15 protein-coding genes are annotated in these 14,965 nt (G+C 71.7%); all 15 read right to left on the bottom strand.

Annotation, left to right across the window (positions count from 1 at the left end; all coding sequences use genetic code 11):
* Nucleotides 1-16: 16 nt before the first annotated feature.
* On the bottom strand, nucleotides 17-1,201 hold the full coding sequence (locus E1281_RS13540) for a glycosyltransferase (RefSeq protein ID WP_131877957.1): 1,185 nt from the start codon (nucleotides 1,199-1,201) through the stop codon (nucleotides 17-19).
* Nucleotides 1,198-2,433 carry an arylsulfotransferase family protein gene (locus E1281_RS13535; RefSeq protein WP_131877956.1) on the bottom strand — a complete coding sequence of 412 codons (1,236 nt, stop codon included), beginning with the start codon at nucleotides 2,431-2,433 and terminating at the stop codon, nucleotides 1,198-1,200. Before E1281_RS13535 ends, E1281_RS13540 begins: the two co-directional genes overlap by 4 nt.
* Nucleotides 2,430-3,413 carry a glycosyltransferase family A protein gene (locus E1281_RS13530; RefSeq protein ID WP_207943269.1) on the bottom strand — a complete coding sequence of 328 codons (984 nt, stop codon included), beginning with the start codon at nucleotides 3,411-3,413 and terminating at the stop codon, nucleotides 2,430-2,432. The genes E1281_RS13535 and E1281_RS13530 overlap by 4 nt, the downstream gene beginning before the upstream one ends.
* The gene (locus E1281_RS13525; protein WP_279433614.1) at nucleotides 3,403-5,007 is read right to left on the bottom strand and encodes a carbamoyltransferase C-terminal domain-containing protein; all 1,605 of its coding nucleotides are present in this window, start codon (nucleotides 5,005-5,007) and stop codon (nucleotides 3,403-3,405) included. Before E1281_RS13525 ends, E1281_RS13530 begins: the two co-directional genes overlap by 11 nt.
* Nucleotides 5,008-5,015: 8 nt before the next feature.
* A complete protein-coding gene (locus E1281_RS13520) occupies nucleotides 5,016-5,780 on the bottom strand; it encodes a creatininase family protein (RefSeq protein ID WP_131877952.1) in 765 nt (254 codons plus the stop codon).
* Nucleotides 5,780-6,865: a hypothetical protein gene (locus tag E1281_RS13515; RefSeq protein WP_207943268.1), complete on the bottom strand. Its 1,086-nt coding sequence runs from the start codon at nucleotides 6,863-6,865 to the stop codon at nucleotides 5,780-5,782. The genes E1281_RS13520 and E1281_RS13515 overlap by 1 nt, the downstream gene beginning before the upstream one ends.
* The gene (locus tag E1281_RS13510; protein WP_207943267.1) at nucleotides 6,858-8,021 is read right to left on the bottom strand and encodes a radical SAM protein; all 1,164 of its coding nucleotides are present in this window, start codon (nucleotides 8,019-8,021) and stop codon (nucleotides 6,858-6,860) included. The genes E1281_RS13515 and E1281_RS13510 overlap by 8 nt, the downstream gene beginning before the upstream one ends.
* 420 nt (nucleotides 8,022-8,441) lie before the next feature.
* A complete protein-coding gene (locus tag E1281_RS13505) occupies nucleotides 8,442-8,993 on the bottom strand; it encodes a hypothetical protein (RefSeq protein ID WP_131877948.1) in 552 nt (183 codons plus the stop codon).
* 10 nt (nucleotides 8,994-9,003) lie between these two features.
* Entirely contained in the window at nucleotides 9,004-9,513 is a 510-nt protein-coding gene (locus E1281_RS13500) for a hypothetical protein (protein ID WP_131877946.1), read from the bottom strand.
* Between the two features lie 14 nt (nucleotides 9,514-9,527).
* Nucleotides 9,528-10,034, bottom strand: coding sequence for a hypothetical protein (locus tag E1281_RS41215; protein ID WP_207943265.1), 507 nt, complete (start codon nucleotides 10,032-10,034; stop codon nucleotides 9,528-9,530).
* Nucleotides 10,031-10,594 (bottom strand): hypothetical protein, encoded by a 564-nt coding sequence (locus E1281_RS13490; protein WP_131877944.1) that lies wholly within the window; start codon nucleotides 10,592-10,594, stop codon nucleotides 10,031-10,033. Before E1281_RS13490 ends, E1281_RS41215 begins: the two co-directional genes overlap by 4 nt.
* Nucleotides 10,591-11,844 carry an MlaD family protein gene (locus E1281_RS13485; RefSeq protein WP_131877942.1) on the bottom strand — a complete coding sequence of 418 codons (1,254 nt, stop codon included), beginning with the start codon at nucleotides 11,842-11,844 and terminating at the stop codon, nucleotides 10,591-10,593. Before E1281_RS13485 ends, E1281_RS13490 begins: the two co-directional genes overlap by 4 nt.
* Nucleotides 11,844-12,923 (bottom strand): MCE family protein, encoded by a 1,080-nt coding sequence (locus tag E1281_RS13480; protein ID WP_131877940.1) that lies wholly within the window; start codon nucleotides 12,921-12,923, stop codon nucleotides 11,844-11,846. Before E1281_RS13480 ends, E1281_RS13485 begins: the two co-directional genes overlap by 1 nt.
* Nucleotides 12,920-13,915: an MCE family protein gene (locus E1281_RS13475; RefSeq protein WP_131877938.1), complete on the bottom strand. Its 996-nt coding sequence runs from the start codon at nucleotides 13,913-13,915 to the stop codon at nucleotides 12,920-12,922. Before E1281_RS13475 ends, E1281_RS13480 begins: the two co-directional genes overlap by 4 nt.
* Nucleotides 13,915-14,961 carry an MCE family protein gene (locus E1281_RS13470; RefSeq protein WP_131877975.1) on the bottom strand — a complete coding sequence of 349 codons (1,047 nt, stop codon included), beginning with the start codon at nucleotides 14,959-14,961 and terminating at the stop codon, nucleotides 13,915-13,917. The genes E1281_RS13475 and E1281_RS13470 overlap by 1 nt, the downstream gene beginning before the upstream one ends.
* Nucleotides 14,962-14,965 lie beyond the last annotated feature (4 nt).

The raw sequence follows: 14,965 nt of genomic DNA, 5'->3' as shown, positions 1-14,965 counted from the left end.
AACTCCTCGAAAGCGCCTACCGGGTGGGGACGTCACCGCTGCCCCTGCGGCGGGCGGTCTGGTAGAGATCGGCGTACCTGCGGGCGATCGCGCTCCAGGCGTAGTCGGAGACGCGCGTGTTGTCGGCCGGTGGCAGCCGGCCGCGCAGCGCCTCCGCCAGCCGTTCCTCAAAGCCCGTGACGTCGTAGGGGGAGACCGATGGGACGTCGGGGAAGTCGCGCAGGATCTCGGGCACCTGGTCGGTGACGACCAGCGGGCAGCCGCAGGCGATGGCCTCCAGGGCGACCATGCAGAACGTCTCCAGAAGGTTCGATGGCACGGCGGCGACGTCGGCGGCCCGGTAGTACGCGGGCAGCCGGTCGTGCGGAACGAAGCGCAGGAACGTCACCGATCCGTCGATGCCGAGCCGGACCGATTCGCGTTGAAGCTCCTGGCGGACGGGGCCGTCGCCCACGATGAGAAGACGGCTGTTCCCGATCTTCCGGCTGATGTTCGCGAACGCCGCCAGCAGGGTCTCGACGTTCTTGTCGGCGGCGAGGCGGCCCACGTACAGCACGATCCTCTCGTCGGACGTCAGCTCCAGCGCGCGGCGGGCCCGGTCGCGGTCACCCGGGGTGAAGTGCTCCAGGTCGATGCCCGGCGGGATGACGGCCGAAGGCGGGAGGCCCGCGTCCGCAAGCGCCTGGGCCTGCGCCTGGCCGATGGCCACGATCCGGGTGCCGGCGCGGATGCGGCTGAGGCGTCGGGCGAGCGCCTCGTCGGCGGCCTCGTCGGTGCCGGTGGGAAGCCATCGGCCGACCCTGCCCCAGTGGGTGACGACGATCGGCCCGTCGGCGTGCCCGAGCAGCGCCTCGGTGTCTTCGAGTCCCTGGACGTGGATGGTGTCGGCGTCCGCGAACTCCGGTGGCTTCGTCACCGCGGCCAGCCACCGCCGGCGCCGCAGGCGCCGGCCGGCCGTACGCACGCCGCCGGGCGCGGCCGCGATGGCGTTGTCGAGCCAGGCCGGCCACCGCAGGTAGCTCGGCTGGAGGTCGTCGAGGCCCGCGAAATAGGCCATCCGTGGTCCCCCGACGAACAGGCTCACCTGGGTTCCGAGCGAGGGCAGCGCGCGAGCGACCTGGATCATGCCGATCTGACCGCCCGGCACACCGGCGCCACCAGGGACGCCGGCCTGGCTCCTCATGATCATCAACGTCTTCATGGATTCACCCGTCCGCCCGCCGCGGCCGCTCCGGCCCCCGCCGGCACGGGGCTCGCCGCCCCCCGGACGAGGGCGCCGGCGGGTACGGCCGACATCCGATAGATGGAGACCCGGCCGCGCTCGGCCCCGTACACCTCGACGGGCAGGGACATCTCCCAGACGACCTGGCCGCCGGGGGTCAGCTCGAACGCGGCTCCGGCCGTGGAGTTCGTGACCAGGAGGTTGCCGCCCGGCAGTGGCTCGGCGCCTCCGGCGAGCGGGCAGTGGAAGGAGTCCGGTGGGCGGGCCGTCCAACTCCACACGATGTCGCCGGCGACCGGGTCCACCATGACCAGGCGCGAGTGCCGCCTTCCCCTGCCGTTGTCGAAGATCAGGACTCGCCCGTCCGGGAGCATGGTGGGCTGATGCGGCCCCGACAGCTCTCCGGGCCCCCACCACCACGCGACGCGGCCGTCCGCGGGACTGATCACGGCGACGGCGTCGAGTTCGCGCATGCAGACCAGCAGGTCCCCGTCCGACCAGATGCCGGACGGGTGGGCCGAGAGCACTTCGAGGGTGTTGGTGTGCAGGACGTCGCACGGCGACCCCGGAAGGCCGCGAAGGAGCCGCAGGGCATGCCGCCGCTCGCCGTCGTACTCGCCCGTCCGCAGGATCAGGCGGGTTTCGGCGGCCACCGCCTCCGGGACGCCGTCGCCCCGGACCGGCCATCCGCGCAGCCGGAACGCGGTGCCGCGCTCCCGGACCGAGGTGTCGATCATCTGCCGCAGCTCGGAATTCGTCCGCAGGACGTCGTAGAGCGACAGCGCGTTCGCGACGCCGCCGCCGGCGGTGACCGTGAAGATCAGGTTGTCGAGCACGACGTGATGGCCGGACGGGCCGCCGTCCACGCGGCGGGGCGCCTCGCCGAGCACGAGGACCGTGCCGCCGGCGGTGATCGCGAGGTCGTGGTGCGCGGCCACGTCGCACGACCACTCCAGGCGGGAGTCGGGGGCGAGCTTCAGCAGCGCGTGCAGCGGCACGATCGCGAACAGGCCACCCGCCTCGTCCATCTCGACGTGGTTCCAGCCGCGCAGGTAGCTGGGCGGGTCGTCCTGCGGGCGCGGCTGGCCGGCGGAGTGACTCCAGGTGTGCAGGATCGCCCCGCCGCGGTCGACGGCGTACGCCACCGGCGTGGGATAGCTCGACGCCGGCGAGAACAGCAGACCCAGCGGTTCGGCGGGCCGCCGGATCATGCGGACGGCTCCCGTCCCACCGGCGCGGCGGCATCGGCGAAGAAGCCGCTGATGTGGGCGTGGTCGGGCGGCAGCCGCCGGCTGATCCGCCCGTGCAGGTAGCCGAGGATCTCGTCGAACAGCAGGTTCGGCATGCGCCGGTGACGCGCGATGAGGGCGTCCCGGTACCGTTCGAGCTCGACCATCCAGGCGCGGTACCCCTCCACGAACGGGTCCGCCACCGGCCATTTGGCGTTGATGTGGTCCCGGGCAAGGGTGAACTCCGAGGGCGATATCAACTGGCCGCCGGACACCATTCCGCTGGTGTCGGGCACCTGGTGGTAGACGGAGGTGATCTCGTCGACGAAGACGACCCGGTAGCGCAGCTCGGAGGTCAGCGCGATCCACAGGTCCCAGTCCTCGCAGACCTCCAGGGCCGGGTCGAACCGGACCTGCGTGTGCCGGAAGTTGCGCACGATGACCGCACCGGTGTGCAGGTAGTTCGCCACCATCAGGAACCCGGGTTCGTAGGGGTAGGCCTTCAGCCGGTACCCGCCGAGGTCCTCGGGAAGGGCGCCCAGCCGTCGCTCGGACACCACGGCGCCCGTGTAGACGAAGTCCGCGTCGCCCCGCCGCAGCGGTTCGCAACCGGCGGCCAGATGCCGGGGCAGGAAGACGTCATCGTCGTCGAGGAACGCGATGTACTCGCCTTCCGCCATCTCCACGGCGACGTTGCGCGGCAGCGACGCCCCGCCCGAGCACCGGTCGCGTTCGACGAGCGTGACGGGCAGGCGCCGTTTCCAGGTATCGACCAGGTGGCCGACCGAGCGGCCGCCGTCGTTGACCACGATCGCCTCGACCGCGTCGGCGTCGTCGGACAGCCTCCGGGCGGCCGTCGCGACGCTGCCCAGCGCCGCGTCAAGCTCGGCGGCCCGGTTCAGCGTGGGGATGATGACGCTGACCAGCGGCCGGGGACGGGTCGTTCGCGGGTCAGCCGCCATGGCGGCCTCCCCGGGTCGAGGGCCCCGCCGCCGGCGACCCGGGATGGTCCCCTTCCGCCGGCCGCGTGTACCACCGGTCGCCGACGACCATGTCCTCGATGCCGCGGTCCTCGCAGTAGGCGACCAGGTCCGACATCCGGTTGACGAAACCTCGCCGCAGGTGGTTGAGCGAGGTGTTGCACAGCACGCCCAGCCCGCTCCGGTCGGCGAACGCGTTCAGCAGGCGGTGCAGCGGCGGGTTCCCGGCCGCGGTGACGCTCTGGGCGCGGGCCGAGCCGTCGACGTGCGTCACCGCCTCCAGCTTCGGCGACCGGACCCGCCGGAAGTACAGCATGTACGGGTCGGGGAAGTCCTCGACGAAGGCCTCCGCGAGATCCTCCTCACGGCAGCACGGCGCGATCGGCCGGTACGGCTCCCGCTGCTTGATCCGGTTCAGCCGGTCCCGGGTCGCCGTCGAGTAGGGCTCGGCCAGCAACGACCGGTTGCCCAGTGCGCGGGGACCGATCTCCCAGCGCCCCTGCACCCAGGCGACGATCCGGCCGGCCGCGAGCGCTTCCGCGAGGACGCGGTCGTCGAGCGGCCGTTCGCGCCACCGCCGCGGATCGGGGCGGGTGTCGTGGACGAAGTCGAGCCCGGCGTACACCGACCAGTCGATCGGCGTCGTACGGCCGTGGTGGGCCAGCGCGTCGATCGCGGTCCCGATCGCCGAGCCGGAGTCGCTGGTGCACGGCGGAACGAACACCGAGCTGAAATGCCCGAGCTCCTTCCACGCCGCGTTCCAGTCGCAGTTGAGTCCGCAGCCGCCCGAGATCCGCAGCGGCGTACCGGCCGGCAGCTCACGGAGCGCGGCGGCCGCGAACCTGTCGAAGATCCGCTTGGTCAGCAGGGCCGCGGCGGTCTTGGCCGCCTTCGACTGGACCCCGGCGTTGTAGAGCACAGTGTCGGAGAAGTCGGCCTTCGGCGCCGGGTTGACGGTCGGCGCCGCCATGATGCGGTCGACGGCGTCCTTGATGTCGGCGTCGGCGTCCTTCGCGTCGGCGTACGCGGCCAACGCCATCAGCTTGCCGCTGCCGTCGGTGCGGGGCGTCTGCCCGTGGTCGGGGAATGTCGGGTCGGCCAGCGAGAACAGGAACGCGTAACGGTCGCCCGGGTGGCGCAGCACCGGCACGGTGCGTACCACCTGCCAGTTCCGGTCGACCAGATAGAAAGAACCGATCACGCCTTCCCACACCAGAACGGTGCTCAGCTCCTCGTCTCCCGGCGGCGCCATGCCGACGGCGGTCATGAGGTGGGAGCGCTCGTGCGACGAGGTGAAGTAGTCGACATCGGCGCCGAAGAAACGCATCCGTTCGCGCCGCACCGCCGAAACACCCGCGTATCCGGCCCCGATCGCACCGCCCGTACGCGGTCTGGCCCAGCCGCCCAGCGCCACCACATCGGGCATGCGGTCCAGCCTCCGGGCGGCTTCCAGGAGTGTCGTCGGGGTGAGCTGGGCGTACCGGGGGAAGGTGTCCTTCTCCGATTCCAGGCACCACAGCAGCCGGCCGTCCTCGACCACCGCGATGGATCCGTCGTGGCCCGGCTTCATCGCCATGATCAGCATTACGGGAGGACCTCCTGCGCGGCTTCTCCGAGTTCGCGGGTGACCGCGGCGACCAGGTTGGTGACGATCTCGGCCATCAGCCGCGTACCGATCGCGGGGCTCGCCGCCGCCGCGCGGTAGACCACGCCGGTCTTGGTCCGCAGATCCTCGGGGACGGGGAGGACGAGGTAACGCGCCCGGCGCGGGATCTCGTCGTCGGCGAGCAGCTCGCGCCGGACCAGGTGCGGTGCGGCGTGCATCACCAGGCTGGTCTCCACCATCGCGGCATGGTGGTCGTCGTGGCGGCCGACGCCGGTCTCGGTGGCGATCGCGTTGCGGCTGTCCTCGCTCACCACGTCCCACCATGTGACGGCCATGACGCGGGCGTCCGGCGCGGTCTCGATGAACAGCTCCGCCGCCTCCCGGAGCGCACCCAGGTTCACCTTGTGGGAGTCGAGCAGCACGAACCGGCGGGCGCCATGCCGGTAGGAGGCGCGCAGGACGTCGAGCACCAGGGCGGTGAAGGTCGCGGCCCGCAGGTTGGTCACGCCCGGGAACCGTCCTCCGCTCGCCGGCGGGTCGGTGGCCAGACCGTAGGTCAGCGGCGGCAGGACCAGGACGCCCAGGTGCTCTTCCAGCCGTTCGGCGAGGTGGTCGGAGATGATCGTGTCGGCGGAGAGGGGAAGGTGGGGGCCGTGGCCGTCGATCGAGCCGATCGGCAGGACGACGATCCGCCGCCCGATCTGGTCGTCGTACTCCTGCCAGGTCATGTTCGCTATTCGCATCAGCGCGTCTCCTCCGTGGAGGGCCCGGCGGTCGAGGGCCCGGCGGGGACCGCGTGCGCGTGCGTGCCCGGCTCGTCGTCCCTGCGCGCCCGCGGCCCGGCCCCGGGCGTCCCGGCCGCGGGCGGAGCGCGGTCGACCCAGCCGAGGCTGGGCGGCGGTGGCCCCTCGGCCGGCTCGTGTCCTCGCAGATGCAGGAAGTCCTCCTTGTTGCCGCAGCCGAACCCGGCGCCGCAGGCGGTCCACGGCTCGCTGGACAGCTGGAGGTCGAAGCCGTCGTCCAGAACGTTGCCGAGGCGGTCCTTGTCCAGCGCCTGATATCGGGAGCACCTGTACACGTCTCCGCCCACGCCGATGTAGAAGTAGTCGTGGCCGGCGCGGCACAGCCGCCCGCGCAGGTCCCGCATCGCGGCCATGTTGAGGTCGAGCAGTTCGGGGTGCGCGCCGAGGCGCAGCGCGCGGGCCAGTCCGTCCTCCTCGCGCTCGCGCAGCACCGGCACCATGGCCCCGAGTTCGGTGTGCACACCGTGCGGAGTGAGCGGGTCGTAGCCCAGGTCGAGGTTGAACCGCAGGCCCGCCTGATCGCTGGCCCGCTTCAGCTCGATGATCTCCTGCTCGTTGTCGGGGAACAGGAGCCCGTTGATGACGACGAAGCACCCGTAGCGTTCCTGGGCGAAGACCGCGTTCGCGATGAACCGCGGCAGCGGAATCTCCGTGGGGTGGTAGGTGACCCACAGCGAGATCTTGCCGATGTGCCCCTCACGGTCGAGTTGCTCCAGGCGGCGCTTGAGCAGCGATCCGTTGGTCACCAGCTCGACGAAGTCGACATTCGGGCGTGCGCTCAGCCAGGCGGCCTTCGCCAGGAACGGCCGGGAGGCGAACGGCTCTCCGAGTGTCGCCAGCCGCACCCCGACCCGGAACGGCCGGTCGGCCATCCAGTCCACGATCCTCTCGAAGCGGGCCTGGTCCTCGGCCGGCCAGTCGGCGACGTTGCTCTTGGCGTAGTCGTTGACCGAAACGCAATACGCGCAGCGGAAATTGCATAGCCGCTGGCCGGACACATACCAGATGCGAACGCCGTCAGGCACAGCTTCCTCCTCTGCAGCCTTTTACGGGGAAGCTGGCGAGCGGCCGGAACTGCCTGCGCGGGAAATCCGGCAGCTGATCATGGCACGTTCGGCATATATAGTCCTCGGGCGCGTCGGAGACACCGAACACCCTGCGGCGCAGCAGAACCGCTTCCTTGCTCGTCATGAGCTCGTGCACGGATCCAGAACGGATGTTGCCGAACTTCTCGCGCTGGTAGTAGTCGTTGCAGCAGATGAACATGTCGCCGCTCACCGAGAAGTGCGCGTGGTTCACCGGCCAGGCGCACCCGCTCAGCCTGCCCTCGATCCGGACGTTCTGGTGGTAGTCGTGTTCCAGCGCTCCCGCGCGGTCCGACAGAAGCGTCGAGCGGACGTCGACCCCGCGCGCCCCGAACCGCGCACGCAGCTCATCGAGCCGGCGTCGTCCCTCGCCGCCGTCGTGGTTGACCACCAGCTCGATCGGCAGCCCGGCGTCGAGCGCGGCCTCGATGTTGTCGAGCGTCCGTCCGAGTCCTCTGGAGCCGGTCAGGTCCCGGAACGAACCGTCGTCGAGCGCCGGCAGGTTCACCACCAGCTGGAGCAGCGTGTCCCCTTGCTGGAGCACGGCGATCTTCTCGGCGTTCAGGTTGCTGGCGTTCGTGAACAGCCGCAGTTTCAACCCGTGCTTGCGCAGGACGGCGACGCGATCGGTGAAGAACCGGTCCAGCGTCGGCTCGTTGTAGAAGTGGAACGTGACGTACCGGATCGTCTCGTACGGAGCGATCTTGCCGATGATCTCTTCGAACAGCGGCATCGGCATCGTCGCCCGTGGTTTCGGATCGAGTGAGACCGGACAGAACGCGCAGCTCCAGTTGCAGTGCGCGGTGACCTCGATCTGGGCCGTGGTCAGCAGATAGTCCGTGCACAGGTCCGCAGGCCGCTGCAGCCAGCCGCGGCCGACCAGGTCATCGATGACCGCCCGGCCGTGCGCCTCCGCGAGCACCGACCGGTCGACCGGTTCGGCCGCCGCGTCGTGCAGGGCGTCCAGCGCGGCGGCGTCCCGGTGCCAGACCACCGACCTCCCAAGATCGATCACCCCGAACGCGGCCCAGGCCGGCGCGCTCACGTCGGGATGGACCGGGACCGTTTCGTCGACCGCGTACACGACCGGGCTCACGTCACCCGGGCGGACAAACGTCAGATATGGCGAGGTCTGCAGCGGATCTAATGCCCGCCGTGCGCCCTGGGGAGGTCGTTCCTCGACCCGAGTTCGCATGTTATGAGGTCGCAGGTCAGAACCATCCACTTGATGTCTCCTGGTCGACAGCACATTGCGGGTGGACACACATAATGGCTTGTCCGAAAGTCGCGCATGACGGGAAACCGAAACCACGACCAAAGGCATAAGGTGATCAAGGGAGCCATGCAGATACTGACGCAGCACCCAAGGGATTGCAACCCTTGACAGTTTCAAGACCCTGGTTGACAGAATAGGTGTGTTCGCCGTCAGGCGCTCTAGGGAGATGTGCTGCCCTGGGGCATGCTCGACATCTCTGTCCCATCAGATGCCCGACCCCGCAAGGCCTCGGGCGCGAGGTCAGCGGCCCGTGTAGGTGTTCAGGGCCGTGATCTTCCAGCGCCCGGCGCGGCGGACGGCGGTGACGGTGAGCATGGCGGGGGCGTTCGTGCTCGTGCCGTCGGTGGTGCGGGTGGTCCGCTGGTCGGCGAAGACGAGGACCTCGGCGCGGTCGCCGCGCAGGGACGCGACGGCGCTGTCGGTGACGCGGGTGCTGAGGACGGTCTTCGCCGCGGGTGCCTCGTCGCGCACCCTGCCGAAGATCGTCTCGTACCGCTGGACGGCGCCGCCGGTGAGGGACGCTTCGGCGGCGTCCCGGGTCCGGGCGGGATCGGTGTAGTCGAAGGAGAAGATTCTGCCGATCATGTCGGCGACGGCGCCCTTGACCTCGCTGGTGGCTGCCCCGTCGGTGAGGGCGGTGTCGCGGGCGGACGGGGCGTCCCGGACGGCGTCGGCCTGCCGGAGCGCCCAGACGCCGAACGCGGCGAGGACGACGGCGACGGCACCGAGCACGATCGGTGAGGTCGTGCCGGCGCGCCACCGGGCGGTGAGGCGTGCGGTCTGTGCGGTCATGGCGCTCCCCTCACATCGTTCCCGCCGGCGCCTGGCCGAGGTCGCTGAGCTTCCAGCCGGCGGGGGTTCTGGCGAGCTCGCCGATGAGGCGGCTCTGCTTGGTGACGGGGTCACCGTCCGGCGGGGTGACGGTGATCTCGACGGCGACGAGCACGCGGGCCTTGCCGGAGCGCACGTCCAGTTCGGAGACGGCGCCGTCCAGGATGCGCGCCTTCGTGACCGTCTTCGCCTCCGTGACCTGCTTCTCGAAGGCCGCGCGCCCCTGGGTGATCTCCTGGTAGAGGTCGCTGGTCGTGGAGTCCTGCCACGTCTTCAGGCCCGGCCCGACGTTGCGGTAGTCGAGCGTGTTGAGGTTCTGGACGGCCTGCTCTCCGGCCTGGAGGACGTCGTCGCGTGTCCGGGAGTAGGCGTAGCCGTCGTCGTGCGCGGCCGCGTACCAGGTCCAACCGGCCCACGCGGCGAACAGCGCGGCGAGGACGAGGAGCGCGGTCGCCGTCCGCTGCGGGGGGTCGTCGGTCATGCGGGCCTCCGGCATCAGGCGGATCTCAGGTCGGTGATCGTCCAGTGGCCGTCGTCGTGGCGGGCGGTCACCGTGAGCTGTGCGGCGGCCGGGGTCCCAGCGGCCTCGCCGGCGCGGGTGGCGGTCTGGTCGAGGAACACCAGGAGCCGGGCGGTGTCACCGGTCAGGGAGATCACCCCGGCGCGGACGGCGCGGGTCGTCAGCGTGACGCGCTGGGCGGGGGCCTGCCGCTTCACCTGCCCGAAGATCTGCCGGTACTGCCTGAGGGCGGAGCCGGAGAGTTCCCGCGCCGCGGCGCGCTCGGTGGCGGCGATGTCGCCGGCCGCGTAGGTGAACACCGTGGCGAGAGCCGTGGACACGTCGCCGGTCACCTCGGTGGTGGCCACCTCGTCCAGGACGGCCCGGTCGCGCGGGTCGTCCCGGTCGCGGAGCAGGCCCGCGGCGGGGCGGAGGCCCACTGCGATCAGCGCGAGCGCGAGCGCGACCGTGAACGGCCGGTGGAGCGCGAGCAGCCGCCTCACCGGGCACCGACCGGGACGGCGGTGAGCGATTCGAGTCTCCAGCCGGACGGGGTGCGGGCCGTCCCGGCTTCGAAGCGCTTGCGCTGGAGGGTGGGCGCGCCTCCCCGGAGGGTCAGCTTCACCTGCACGGACGCGATGACCTGCGCCTTGCCCGCGCGGACGTCCAGGGACGTCACGGCGATGCCGGTCACGGTCGCGGCGGCGGTGGTGCGCGATTTTCCGATCTCGGCCCTGTTCTGCGGCTCGTCCCGTTCGAGCTGGTCGTGCAGCGGGCCGGTGGACGCGTCGAGCCAGGCGCGGAGACCGGTGTCCACGTGGGCGGGGTCCATCGTGTTGAGCGCGGCGATCTGGGCTCGGGCGCTCCGCAGGACGAGGTCGCGGGTGCGTTCGGGCCCCGTCCGCGCCGCCGGGTCGTCCTGCCGGACCGACCAGGCGGACCAGCCGAGGAACGCGGCGGCGGCGAGGACCGCGGCCCATCCGATCAGGCCCCAGCGGGCGAACAGCGGCCGCCGCCCCGCCACCGGGGCCTCGCTCTTCTCCCGTTCGGCGGTCGCGGTCATCGGCGTCCTCCCCCGACACCCAGCAGGCCGCTCATGCCGGACGGGCCGGGCGGCAGGCCCGGCAGGGCGAGCGCGCCGGGCAGGTCCGCGCGGGACGATCCGTCGCCGAGCACCGATCCCGGCCGTGCCGGTGCCGGGACGGGGCCGCGCGGAGCGTTGCCCGCGCCCCGCACGTTGACCCCGCTGGACGGAGGCAGCGCGCAGCGGGCCGCCGTGTTGAGCGCCGGGCCGGGCGCGGTGTCCAGGCCGTTGCGGTACTCCGTCCCGCCGTATCCGGCCGTGCAGTTCGGCGGGTCGAAGAACGTGGTGACCATCCCGAAGTCGAGCCTCCCGTCCCGCACGACCGACCTCCCGGCGGCGACGGCGTCCGGCAGCTTGGCGAGGAGCTGCTCGAGCCCGTCCGACCGGGGCGCCAGCAGTTCGGACGTCGTCAGCAGGTTCGCGATGAGGACGCTGAGGGACGGGTCCAGGTCGCGCACCAGCGCCCGGAACTCCCCGGCGGCACCGGGCGCGGTCGACACGAGCTCCCGGAACGCCGGGTCGGATTTCCGGAGCTGCTCCGACAGCAGCCGCGCGTTCCGCCCGAACGACTTGAGGGCGGCGGCCTCCTCGTTCTGCGTCCGCAACACGGTCTCGGCGTCGACGATGAGCGACGTGGTCGGCGCGGCGTTCTCGTTCGCGGCCCGGGTCAGGCTCCGCGTGCCTTCCAGGAGGACCCGGAGGTTCGGCCCCTGCCCGGCGAAAGCCTGTCCCAGCTCGCCGACGACCGTCCGCAGCGCGTCGGCCGGGACGGACGCGGCCAGGTCGTTCACGCTGGTGAGCATGTCCGTCACCGGCGCCGGGGTCGCCGTGGAGGAGCGCGGGATGACCGAACCGGCCGCCAGGAAAGGTCCGGAGTCCGTCGCGGGACGCAGGTCGATGTACTGCTCGCCGAGCGCCGACCGGTTCGCCACGACGGCCCGCGTGTCCACGGGGACCTTCGGCGCCGACTTCTCGATCTTCAGGTCGGCGAGGACGCCGTCGCCGGTCAGGCGCAGTTCCCCGACGCGCCCGACCGAGGTCCCCCGGTAGGTGACGTCGGCGTTCTCCGCCAGGCCGCCGGCCTCGGCGAGATCGGCCCGGACGACGTAGTGGTCGCGGCAACCGACGTATCCGCCGAGGTCGGCGTAGGTGAGCCCGACGTAGCCCATCGCGAGGGCGCCGGCGATGACGAACACGAGGTTCTTGATCCGGATTCCGACGGTGAGCATCAGTCCCCCTCGGGCCTGGCCGGGCCCGCCGCGGGCAGCGGCGCGATCGGCGGGATGATCTCGGTGCCGGGGCGTGCCGCGACCTGGAGGTACACGTTCAGGTAGTCGCCCTTGACCGCGGGCAGGACCGCGTCGGTGAACGGGTAGGTCAGCAGCACCTGGAGGGCGTCCGGGAGGTCGGTCCCGGCGTCGGAGAGTTTCCGGAGCGTCGGTTCGAGGGCGCGGAGGTCGGCGATCAGGTCGTCCTTGCTCCTGCGGACCGTGTCGACCGCGACGCGCGACAGCTCCTCCAGCGAGTTCAGCATCCGGACGAGCGCGCCCCGCTGCTCCGCCAGCACCGCGAGGCCGGGTTCGAGGTCGTCGAGCGCGACGCCGATCTGCTCCTTGCGTGCGCGCAGCGTCCCCGAGAGCCGGTTCATGCCGTCGATCGCGTCCGTGATGCCCTTCTTGTTGGCGTCCAGGCCGCCGATGAGTTTCCGCGCCTGCTCCAGCAGCGACCGGACCTCCGCCTCGTTGCCGCCCAGCGCCCGGTTCAGCTCGACGGTGATGGTCCGCAACTGCGCGATGCCGCCGCCGTTCAGCAGCATCGACAGCGCGCCGAGCACCTCCTCGACCTCGGGGTTGCGGTTCGTCCGCGACAGCGGGATCACCGCGCCGTCCGCGAGCGTGCCCGTGCTCGGTGTGCCCGTGCTCGCGGACGGCGCCGGGACGTTCGACGGGCCGTCGCTGAGCTGCACGAACTTCTCCCCGAGCAGGCTGGACTGGCGGAGTTCGGCGTGCGCGTCCGCGGGCAGCTCCACGTCGCCGTTGACCTTCATCGTGACCTCGGCCGTCCAGCCGCCCTGCGGCAGCGCGACGTCCACGACCCGTCCGACGGCGACGTCGTTGACCTTCACCGCGGACTGCGGGACGAGGTTCAGCACGTTCGCGAACCGCGCCTTCACCGTGTACGGGTCGTCGCCGAGGTCGGCGCCGCCGGGCAGCGGGAGATCCCGCACGCCGGTGAAGCCGCAGCCGGCGAGGGTGATGGCGAGTACGGGCATGGCGAGTGCCGCGCGGCCGGGATGCCGCCGGATCATGGCGCCGCCCTCCGCTGCCCCGCGACCGGGAGCGGCGGCCGCAGCTCGCCGAGGTTCTGCCGTCCCATCAGCGTCCGCGTCGCCGGGTCGTAGGCGTTCAGGATGTTGGTCGCGTTGAGCGGCTGGACGTCCAGCGCCTCCGCCAGCGACCGGCGCTGCTTCACGAGCAGCTGGGTGATCTCGGCGAGCTTCCCGACGTTGCCGGAGATCTGCTCCCGGTTGTCGCGGATGAAGGTCTTGATCCGCGCGAGCGCCACCGTGAGGGCCTTCAGCGCCGCGTCCAGCTCGTGCCGGTCGGCGGCGAGGAACTCCGCGACGTCGGCGAGCTGCCGCTGCGCCTGCCTGACCTGCCCGTCGTTGGTCCTGAGCATGGTCGTGAACGTCCGCAGGCCGCGGATCGTGGCGAAGAGGTCCTGCCGCGAGCCCGACAGCGTCTTGGCCGCCTGCGCCATCCGCTCGGTCGTGGTGCGGATGTCGTGGCCGTTGCCCGCCAGGTTCTCCGCGCCCGTCCCGAGGAGCCGCGACAGCGCGCCGTCCTCGTTGAGCCCTTCCGGGCCGAGCTCGTCCGCCAGCTTCTTGATGCTGTCGTAGACCTGGTCGAGTTCGATCGGCGTCGCGGTCCGCCCGGCCGGGATCACGGTGCCGCTCGGCATCGTCGGGCCGGACGTGTAGGGGGGCGTGAGCTGGACGTACCGGTCCGCGACCAGGCTCGGCGCGACCGCCACCGCCCGCGCGCCGCGCGGGACGTCCACGCCCGGGTCGACGGTCATGACCGTCCTGACCCTCGTCCCCTCGGCCCGGACAAGGTCGATCTTGCCGACCTTCACGCCGAGGACCCGCACGTCCGACCCCTCGGAGAGGCCGACCGCGGTGGTGAAGTGGACGGTGATCCGGGTGCCGTCCGGGCCGCGTGCCGAGACCAGGACGACCGCGGCGGCCACGACGACGGCGACCCCGGCCGCGATGAGGGGCGCGCCCAGTCTGCGCAGCATCACTGCCCGCCCTTCCGCGGCATGCAGCCTTCCTTGGGGGGCCTGCTGCCTTCCGGCAGGTATTCCTTCGGGACGAGCCCGCACAGGTAGCCGTCCATCCAGCGCCCGTTGCCGAGCGTGTTGCCGAGCAGCCGCGTGTAGGGGCCGGCCGTCTTCAGCGCCCGGTCGAGGTTGTCCTGGTTCTTCTTCAGCAGGCCGGTGACGCGGCCGAGCGCGCGGAGCGTCGGGTCGAGCTGCTTCTGGTTGTCGTCGACGAGCCCGACGATCTGCCGGGACAGCTCCCGCGTCCCGGTCAGCAGCGCGTGGATCGCCTCGCGCCGCCGCCGGATCTCGGCGAGCAGCAGGTTCCCGTCCCGCAGCAGCGCCTCGACGTTCGCGCTCTGGTCCGCCATCGTCCCGCTGACCTGACGGGTGTTGGCCAGGAGCCGCGCCAGCTCCGCGTCCCGGGACGCGATCGTCTTCGACAGCGCCGAGACCCCGTCGAGGGCCTCGCGGACGCTCGGCGCCGTGCGGGAGAACGTCGTGGAGATCGCGTCGAGGCTCGCGGCGAGCGTCGCCGAGTCGATCCGCCCGGTCGTCCCGGCGAGGTCCTGGAACGCCTCCGTCACGTCGTAGGGGGATGTCGTCCGGTCGAGCGGGATGCGCCGGCCCGGCTTCTGCTCGTGCGCGCCGAGCGGGTCGACGGCGAGGAACTTGTCGCCGAGCAGCGTCTTGATCGCGATCGTGACCGTGCTGGCGTCCCCGACCCAGGTGTCGCGGACCCGGAACGCGACGGTGACCTTCGCGCCGTCCAGCCGGACGCCGGTGACCTCGCCGACCTTCACCCCGGCGACGCGCACCTCGTTGCCCGGACGCAGCCCGGCGGCCTCGCTGAAGTCGGCGGTGTAGCGGGTACCGCCGCCGATGACCGGCAGGTCCTTGGCGTTGAACGCCAGCAGGCAGGCCGTGGTGACCAGCGCGAGCGACACGATCGCGACGGCGACCGGGTTCCGTTCCCGGACGGGTTTCAGCTGTGGCCGTCTGCGTGTGGGGGGCCGACCCCCCACACCC

The organism is Actinomadura sp. KC345, assembly GCF_004348515.1.
Taxonomy (GTDB): Bacteria; Actinomycetota; Actinomycetes; order Streptosporangiales; family Streptosporangiaceae; genus Spirillospora.
The sequence above is the reverse complement of the archived record's forward strand: the minus strand, read 5'-3'. Positions and strand labels throughout refer to the sequence as shown.